Here is an 8,175-nt window from a genome sequence, read left to right as displayed (position 1 = left end):
TATTCGCCCCGGCTAAATTGTTCTGGCCTATGCCGCCGGCGAAACACCCGTCATTTGTCGAGCGCTTCCAGTTCATCGATCAGCGCGCCGATCACGCCAAGGCCGATCTGCCAGAAGGCGGGGTCCGTGGCGTCGAGGCCGAAGGGCGCCAGAAGCTCCGAGTGATGCTTGGTGCCGCCGGCGCGCAGCATCTCGAAATACTTCTCCTGAAAGCCGCGCTCGGCGTTCTGATAAACGGCATAGAGCGAGTTCACCAGGCAGTCGCCGAAGGCATAGGCGTAGACGTAGAAGGGCGAGTGGATGAAATGCGGGATGTAGGTCCAGAAGACCTCATAGCCGTCGCGCAGCTTGATCGCCGGCCCCAGGCTTTCGGCTTGAACCTCGAGCCAGAATTCGCCGAGCCTGTCTGAAGTGAGCTCGCCGTTGCGACGCTCGGCATGCACCTTGCGCTCGAACTCGTAGAAGGCGATCTGGCGCACGACCGTATTGATCATGTCCTCGACTTTCTGGGCGAGCATCGCCTTGCGTTCGCGGCGGTCGCCGGTCTGGTCGAGCAGCGAGCGGAAGGTCAGCATCTCGCCGAAGACGGAGGCCGTCTCAGCCAGCGTCAGCGGCGTCGCGGCCATCAGCGCGCCCTGGCCGCCGGCGAGCACCTGGTGCACGCCATGGCCGAGCTCGTGCGCCAGCGTCATCACATCGCGCGGCTTGCCCATGTAGTTGAGCAACACATAAGGGTGCGCCGAAGGCACCGTCGGATGGGCGAAGGCGCCGGGCGATTTACCGGGCCGCACGGGCGCGTCGATCCAGTTGCGGTCGAAGAAGGTCCGCGCGATCTCGGCCATGTCGGGCGAGAAACGCTGGTAGGCCAACAGCACCGTGTCCCTGGCGTCGTCCCAGCGGATCACCGCCTGCGGGGTTTCGGGCAGGGGCGCGTTGCGGTCCCAATGGTTCATCACGTCCATGCCTAGCCAACGCGCCTTCATGGCGTAGTAACGGTGCGAGAGGCGCGGATAGGCCTCGCGCACGGCGGCCGCCAGCGCGTCGACCACCTCGCGCTCGACGCGGTTGGCGAGATGGCGTGAATCGGCGATGTCCTTGAAGCCGCGCCAGCGGTCGGAGATTTCCTTGTCCTTGGCCAGCGTGTTGGTGATCAGCGTGAAGGTGCGCAGGTTCTTGCGGAAAGTCGCGGCGAGCGCCTCGGAGGCGCGGCGACGCACTTCGCCATCGGCGTCCTGCAGCCGGTTCAGCGCCGGCTCCAGCGTCAACTCCTCGCCGTCGACATCGAAGCGCAGGTCGGTCATCGTCTCGTCGAACAGGCGGTTCCAGGCGCCGCGTCCGGTGACCGACTTTTCATGGAACAGCTGCTCGACCCGGTCCTCAAGCTGGTAGGGCTTGTCCTTCCTGAGGTCGAGCACCCAGGGCCGGTAATGGGCGAAGGCCGCGTCGGCCGCAAGCGCGCCTTCGATCGCCGCATCGTCGATCAGGTTGAGCTCCAGCGCGAAGAACAAAAGATGCGCGCTGGCATCGGTCATCTTCTCCTGGACGTCGCCGTAGAGTTTGGCGCGCTGCGGATCGGCGGTGTTGCCGGCATAGACCAGCCCCGCATAGGAGACGATGCGGCCGATCAGCTCCTCCAGCGCCTCATAGGCCTCCAGCGCCTCGCCGAGCCTGCCGGCGGTGCCGCGTTGGGCCTCGGCGGCCAAAGTGCCCTTCCAGCGCGCCTCGAAGGCGATGGCATCGGTTGCCGCGCTCGCGATGTCGCGCTTCAGCTCCGGCGCCTCCATGCCGGAATAAAGATCGGCGAGGTTCCATTCCGGCAGATCGCCAAGCTCCAGCGCGCCGTGACCAGACGCCGTTGCAAGCCGCCGACCAAACATCATGCGCATCAACAATACCTTTTTGAATCAGGGCCAGAATCAAAGGGAAAGGAGAAGCCGGTCAAATCCTAAGGAATTCGTTCACCGGGTTTTTTGAAACCTTATTTAGAACCCTGTGCCAAGATGATCCATGGGGATTTCTCTGGCGGGCAATTCAGACAGTCATGACAGGTTCCATACTCATAGTCGATGACGATCCCGTGCAGCGCAGGCTGCTCGAGGCGGCGGTGACGAAATTCGGCCATAGCGCCATCGTCACCGATGGCGGCGAGGCGGGCCTGGATGTGCTCGACGGGCCGAACGCCCGCGATGTTTCGGTCATCATTCTCGACCTGGTCATGCCCGGCCTCGACGGCATCGGTGTGCTGAAGGCGATGCGCGAGCGCGAGATCAACCTGCCGGTCATCGTGCAGACCGCGCAGGGCGGCATCGAGACCGTTGTCTCGGCCATGCGCCACGGCGCTTTCGATTTCGTCGTCAAGCCGGCCTCGCCCGACAGGCTGCAGACGTCGATTTCCAATGCCTTGAGGGTCGAGGCGGTCGAGGACGAGATGAAACGCACGTCGCGGCGTCGCGGCGGCCATCTCACCTTCAAGGACCTCATCACCCGCAGCCCGGCGATGGACCGGGTGATCCGCCTCGGGCAGAAGGCGGCGGCCTCCAACATCCCGATCCTGATCGAAGGCGAATCCGGCGTCGGCAAGGAATTGGTGGCGCGCGCGATCCAGGGCAGTGGCGACCGCCGCTCGAAGCCCTTTGTCACCGTCAATTGCGGCGCCATCCCCGACAATCTCGTCGAATCGATCCTGTTCGGCCACGAGAAGGGCTCCTTCACTGGCGCCACCGACAAGCACACCGGCAAATTCGTCGAAGCGCATTCTGGCACGCTGTTCCTGGACGAGATCGGCGACCTGCCGCTCGACGTCCAGGTCAAGCTGTTGCGCGCCGTCCAGGAGGGCGAAGTCGACCCGGTCGGCGGCCGCTCGACCGTCAAGGTCGACATAAGGCTGATCTCGGCGACCCATCGCAACCTTTTGCAGCAAGTCAAGGACGGCAAATTCCGTGAGGACCTGTTCTACCGGCTGAATGTCTATCCGATCTTCGTGCCGCCGCTGCGCGACCGACGTGAGGATATTCCCTATCTGGTCAAGCACTTCATGGAGAAGGTGGCACCGGCCGATCCGCGCCGCCGCCTCACCGGCATATCGGCCAAGGCGCTGGCGATGCTGCAGGCCTATGACTGGCCGGGCAACATCCGCCAACTGGAAAATGCGGTGTTCAGGGCGTCCGTGCTGGCCGAAGGTGAGTTGCTGACCGAAGAGGAATTCCCGCAAATCCGGGCGCAGGTCGAAGGCACGGTGAACCTGGGCGCCGAACCGGCGCCGGCCGCTGGACTGGCCGCGGACGAGCCGCAGCCAATCGATCAGGCCGCTGCCGACGAGGCCGGTGCCGCCCTGCGCGAGAGCGACGCCCTGGCGAGGCTGCAGCCCCGCTTCGGCACGCTCAGGGCCCTGGACGAGCGCGGCAACGTGCGGGCGCTGGCCGACGTGGAACTCGAGATGATCAAGCTTGCGATTGACCACTATAACGGTCAGATGAGCGAAGTCGCGCGCCGCCTTGGCATCGGGCGCTCCACGCTCTACCGCAAGTTGAAGGAATATGGCATTGACCCGGAAGCGGGCCGTCTCGACCGGCTTGCCTCCTGAGACGCTAGCCTAGCCCAGCTTCCCCGCCTAGAATTTGAATCAAATTGCCGCTTGCCGGTTCAGAAACTGCTGTTTTCCAGCAATTTCAGCGCCGGCGATCACGCATTGCGGCAAACGGTAACAGATCGTGTTTCGGCCCGAGCCGAATTCTTGATCTAAACCAGTGATTTACCACGATACGCGGTGCATCATTTTTGACGGGATATCGCCACGGTGTTACCGCATTTCGGCTTCAATAAGCGATGATTAACCATTAGGATCGATATTCGGATGTGAGAACCACGCATCCGTTTGGGCAAATCCGGGGACAAACGGTCAGCCTGCAAGGCCTTTTGATTTGAACCAAGTCGAACGACACACAGACGGGCGGCATTTTCATATGAGCGTCTGGCCAAGGTGGCTGACGTTTGTGATTTTGGCCGTCGGGTTCCTTTCGGCAGCCGCTTCCGGCGCGAAAGCCGAAGTCCGCACGCTGAAGCTCTACCACCTGCACACGCACGAAAAGGCCGAGATCGTCTACAAGCGCAATGGCCGCTACGATCCGGAAGGCCTGCGCAAGATCAACATCATCCTGCGCGACTGGCGCCGCAACGAGCCGACCAAGATGGATCCGCGGCTGCTCGACCTGGTGTGGGAAGCCTATCGTGAGAGCGGCTCGTCGGATTACATCCAGGTCGTCTGCGGTTATCGCTCGCCGTCCACCAACGCGTTGCTGCGCAGCCGCAGCCGCGGCGTCGCCGAGAAAAGCCAGCACATGCTCGGCAAGGCGATGGACTTCTATATTCCCGGCGTGCCGCTGAAGAAGCTGCGCAACATCGGCCTCAAGATGCAGGGCGGTGGCGTCGGCTACTATCCGAGTTCCGGCTCGCCCTTCGTCCACATGGATGTCGGCAACGTGCGCCACTGGCCGGGCATCAGCCGCCAGGAACTGGTCAGCCTGTTCCCGAACGGCAAGACGCTGCATGTGCCGAGCGACGGCCGGCCGCTGCCGGGCTATGAACAGGCGATGGCTGCCTATAAGGCGCGCAAGGGCTCGGGCACGCCCAATATCGAGCTGGCCAGCGCCGGCGGGTCGAGCAAGCGGTCCGGCGGGCTGCTTGCGGCCTGGTTCGGTGGTGGCGCCGACGAGGCCGACGACGATGCCGATGCTGGCGGCGGCGCACCGGAGCCCCAGCCCAAGGTCGTGAAGCAGGTGGCAGCAGCCAAGAGCAGCAACCTGCCGGGCATCGCGATCGTCTCGCCGCAGAACGCCAAGCGCGCCAACATCCCGCAGATCGCGGATGACAGCGCGGATGATTCGCAGCAGCAGGACACGCCGGAAACGATCATCGCCGCGTTGCCGCCGAAGGAGGTCCCGCTGCCCGCCTTCGCGCCGCGTCCGAAGGCCGATGTCGGCCAGCAGACGCCTGAAAACGTGCCGTTCGCCACGGCGGACGCCTCGGCCACGACCGAGCAGGCGGTGGCGACAGCGCATGCGCCGGTCAACGTGCCGTTCGGCATGGCCAACGCGGCGGAAGCCGCAGCGGCGGATCCTGCCAAGGTGGCGGTCAACAACATCCCGCTGCCGACCTGGCGTCCCGATCGCTCCACTCCGGCTGAACTGTCGCCCAAGGACAAGAGCGTGCTTCTGGCGCTGGCGGAAACGGCCTCGCAGGACAAGAGCGCGACCGATGCCTTCTCGGTGCTGCCGACGGCGCGGCCCGACGCGGGCAAACCGGATGAGATCAAGGCTGTCCTCGAACAGGCCAGCGCAACCACCGAAGCCGGTCCGAGCGGAGCCGAATATGCGGTCGCTTCACTATCGGAGCCTCAGCCTCGCTCGGCGTTCAACGATCCGTCGGGCCTCGATGCGGCCTCGCCGCGTGAAGCCATCGCCGCCCGTCCGGCCGGCACCGATCCAGCGCAAGCGATCGGCGCCGGTGTGAAGACGACGCGCAAGGAGGCCAGGGCTTCCACCAGCGACCTGCGGCCGGGACCGAAGGCGATGGTGGTGGCAACGCCGCCGCAGGCGGCGCGTTGGGCGCTGGGCAGCGGCGAGAACATCGCCACTGTTTCCGACCCGACGACGGCGCCGCGCTATGCCTATAATATGGTGCATACGCCGCCGAGCGAGGTCTACACGGCCGGCTTCCAGACGGATGCCCAAATGCCGGATGCCAACCGTTTCACCGGCAACGCCGTGAAGTTCCTTTCGGTTGCCCGTTTCCAAACGAAATAACGAGCCCGCCGGTGCCGCGAAGGCCCCGTTTTTGGACAACGGCGCGGCTTTTGCTTCTTCATCCATGGCGGCATATTTGACCGCCGGCCATCCCGCTTCGTCTAATGGTAGGACAGCGCCCTTTGAAGGCGTGAATCGTGGTTCGAATCCATGAGCGGGAACCAGCCGGCGGCCGTGTTTTCCGGCCGGCGCAGGATGCCATCACGCAAGCCTAAACCTCTCGTGAGGCCGGAACGGCTCGCGCTTTTTCGGGTTAGGATGCGTTCGTTCCAAACCGGGGATTCATGAAGAAGATTCTGCTGGCGGCTTGAGGCGATCTAGCTAGTCAACTTCCAGCGTGGGCGCCTCGCCCCTCGCCAGGAGCCGCGCGGCGTCACGGGCCGGAGGCAAGCCGAACTGCCGCGCATATTCACGGCTGAACTGGGAGGCGCTTTCGTAGCCGACGGTAAAGGCGACACGCGCGGCGTTGCCCGGCTGTGCGATGAGCAGATGGCGGGCCTCGAGCAGACGGACCTGCTTCTGATACTGGATCGGGCTCATGGCGGTCGCTGCCTTGAAGTGGCGGTGAAACGCGGCGTTGCTCATATGGGTGAGCGCGGCCAGCTCCGTCACATCGATCGGCTCGTTGTAGTGCGTACGTATCCACTGGGTGGCGCGGCGGATCTGTGACAGGCGGCCGTCGGCGCGGGCGAGCTGGCGCAGCTTTGCGCCCTGCGGGCCTTGCAGCAGCCGAAACGCGATCTCCCGTTCGAGCATGGGCGCGAGCACGGGGATCTCGTTCGGCCTGTCGAGCAGCCGCAGCATCCGGCGCCACGCGTCGAGCAGCTCGTCATCGGCGGGATAGGTCACGAAGTCGTCGCCGCCGGCCGCCGGCTTGTGGTCGATGAGCAATGTGGCGATCAGCTCGATATCGAGGCTGAAAGCAATGGCCATATAAGGATGGGCGGCGCTCGCCTCGATCAACTGGCTGGTGGCGGGCGTCTCGACCGCATAGACGAAACAGCTGCCGGCGCCGTAGCGAAGCGTTCGATCGCCGATCAGCACCGATTTCGTGCCCTGCAGCACGAACAGGGCGGTCGGCTGGCAAAGCTCGGGCAGCGGCGGCGTCGGAACCTCGCTACGGCCGATCGTGACGCGCGGAACGGCCGTCCTTGTCCGCCGTCCACGCGCGTGGCGGCCGGCAATTGCGATCAACTCCTGGAGCGCCTCGTTCATTGGTTCAGCATTGCCGATCCGCGCAAGCCGCGCAACGAGGTGACGCGCAAGCGCGCACCTAGTGACGCGCAAGCGCGCACCCAAGTGACGCGCAAGCGCGCACCCAAGTGACGCGCAAGCGCGCACCCGACAGGATTAGGCAAGAGGATGAGAGCTTTCGGCGCGCGAAACCGACCGGTTCACGTCATTTCTAGGTCTCTGCAAAGGAGATGGATATGACGACACGGAAGAATGCGCTAGTGACCGGCGCCAACAAGGGCATCGGCCTCGAGACTGCCCGCCGGTTGGCGGCGATTGGGTTCAAGGTCTGGCTCGGCGCCCGGGACTCGAAGCGCGGTACGGCCGCGTCAGAAGCGCTGCGCGGCGAAGGGTTCGACGCCGAATGGCTCGAGCTCGACGTCACCAGCGACGAGAGCGTCGCGGCCGCGTCCAAGACCGTCGCGGCGTGGACACCCAGCCTCGATGTGCTGGTCAACAATGCCGGCATCGCCCCAGGATATGTCGACGCGCTCGGCCCGGACGGCCGTTACGAACGGCCGCCGAGCCGGGAAGATGTCGACGTCGACATGAAGGCCACCTATGACGTCAACGTCTTCGGGCCGGTCCGCGTCACCCAGGCATTCCTGCCGCTGCTTTCGGCATCGCCCGCCGCACGCATCGTCATGGTCAGCAGCTATCTCGGCTCGATCGCTCGTGCGGCTGGCGAGAGTCAGTCACCCATTGTCATGGGCTATGGCAGCTCGAAGACGGCGCTCAATGCCATAACGGTGGCCTTCGCCAGGGAGCTTGCGCCGCGCGGCATCACGGTCAACGCCGCCGCTCCCGGCTACACCGCGACGGATCTCAACGGGCACAAAGGCCACCGCACGGTGCAGCAGGCGGCCGAGATCGTCGTGCGCCTGGCGACGCTGGATGCGGGCGGGCCGACCGGCGGTTATTTTGACGAAAACGGGCCGCTGCCTTGGTGAGCGCAGGTGGAATTTTGTTTTGACGCAATTCCGGACGGAAAACCGGTGTCCACTTTTCCTGGAATTGCGTTAGGCCAGCTTGCTCGCCTCGCGCGCGAGCGCTTCGATCTCATCCCACTTGCCGGCCTTGATGAGATCGTCGGGCGCGACCCACGAACCGCCGACGCAGATGACGTTGGGCAGGCTGAGAT

The 8,175-nt window shown here is 64.6% G+C and carries 5 protein-coding genes, 1 tRNA gene and 1 pseudogene; 4 read left to right on the top strand and 3 right to left on the bottom strand.

Translation table 11 applies throughout. The annotated features are described in order from the left end of the window. Positions 1-50: 50 nt before the first annotated feature. Positions 51-1,886, bottom strand: a complete 1,836-nt coding sequence (locus EOA29_RS17590) for a M3 family oligoendopeptidase (protein WP_189350541.1) — start codon at positions 1,884-1,886, stop codon at positions 51-53. Positions 1,887-2,041: 155 nt separating this feature from the next. Between EOA29_RS17590 and EOA29_RS17585 the strand changes: the two genes are divergently transcribed. From EOA29_RS17585 to EOA29_RS17575, 3 genes are all read left to right on the top strand, one after another. Next, positions 2,042-3,583 carry a sigma-54 dependent transcriptional regulator gene (locus EOA29_RS17585; protein WP_126092145.1) on the top strand — a complete coding sequence of 514 codons (1,542 nt, stop codon included), beginning with the start codon at positions 2,042-2,044 and terminating at the stop codon, positions 3,581-3,583. A 379-nt stretch (positions 3,584-3,962) separates the two neighbouring features. Next, positions 3,963-5,801, top strand: a complete 1,839-nt coding sequence (locus tag EOA29_RS17580; protein ID WP_126092146.1) for a DUF882 domain-containing protein — start codon at positions 3,963-3,965, stop codon at positions 5,799-5,801. Positions 5,802-5,891: 90 nt separating this feature from the next. Continuing rightward, a tRNA-Gln gene (locus tag EOA29_RS17575) sits at positions 5,892-5,965 on the top strand. A gap of 157 nt (positions 5,966-6,122) precedes the next feature. Here the strand turns inward: EOA29_RS17575 and EOA29_RS17570 are convergent. Continuing rightward, positions 6,123-7,016, bottom strand: a complete 894-nt coding sequence (locus EOA29_RS17570) for an AraC family transcriptional regulator (protein ID WP_126092147.1) — start codon at positions 7,014-7,016, stop codon at positions 6,123-6,125. A 215-nt stretch (positions 7,017-7,231) separates the two neighbouring features. Here EOA29_RS17570 and EOA29_RS17565 point away from each other — a divergent pair, with 215 nt between their 5' ends. Beyond that, the gene (locus EOA29_RS17565; RefSeq protein WP_126092148.1) at positions 7,232-7,984 is read left to right on the top strand and encodes an SDR family oxidoreductase; all 753 of its coding nucleotides are present in this window, start codon (positions 7,232-7,234) and stop codon (positions 7,982-7,984) included. 69 nt (positions 7,985-8,053) lie between these two features. Here the strand turns inward: EOA29_RS17565 and EOA29_RS43050 are convergent. Further along, positions 8,054-8,175: pseudogene (locus tag EOA29_RS43050) on the bottom strand (keto-deoxy-phosphogluconate aldolase); the annotation flags it as partial.

This window comes from Mesorhizobium sp. M1E.F.Ca.ET.063.01.1.1 (assembly GCF_003998155.1).
Lineage (GTDB): Bacteria > Pseudomonadota > Alphaproteobacteria > Rhizobiales > Rhizobiaceae > Mesorhizobium.
Note: the sequence above shows the minus strand (reverse complement) of the source record. Positions and strands in the feature narration are given on the sequence as shown.

What these genes read in the sequence shown, in the direction of transcription:
- EOA29_RS17585 (WP_126092145.1), top strand. Translation starts at nt 2,042, where the DNA reads ATGACAGGTTCCATACTCATAGTCGATGACGATCCCGTGCAGCGCAGG.
- EOA29_RS17580 (WP_126092146.1), top strand. Translation starts at nt 3,963, where the DNA reads ATGAGCGTCTGGCCAAGGTGGCTGACGTTTGTGATTTTGGCCGTCGGG.
- EOA29_RS17570 (WP_126092147.1), bottom strand. Translation starts at nt 7,016, where the DNA reads ATGAACGAGGCGCTCCAGGAGTTGATCGCAATTGCCGGCCGCCACGCG.
- EOA29_RS17565 (WP_126092148.1), top strand. Translation starts at nt 7,232, where the DNA reads ATGACGACACGGAAGAATGCGCTAGTGACCGGCGCCAACAAGGGCATC.
- EOA29_RS17590 (WP_189350541.1), bottom strand. Translation starts at nt 1,886, where the DNA reads ATGCGCATGATGTTTGGTCGGCGGCTTGCAACGGCGTCTGGTCACGGC.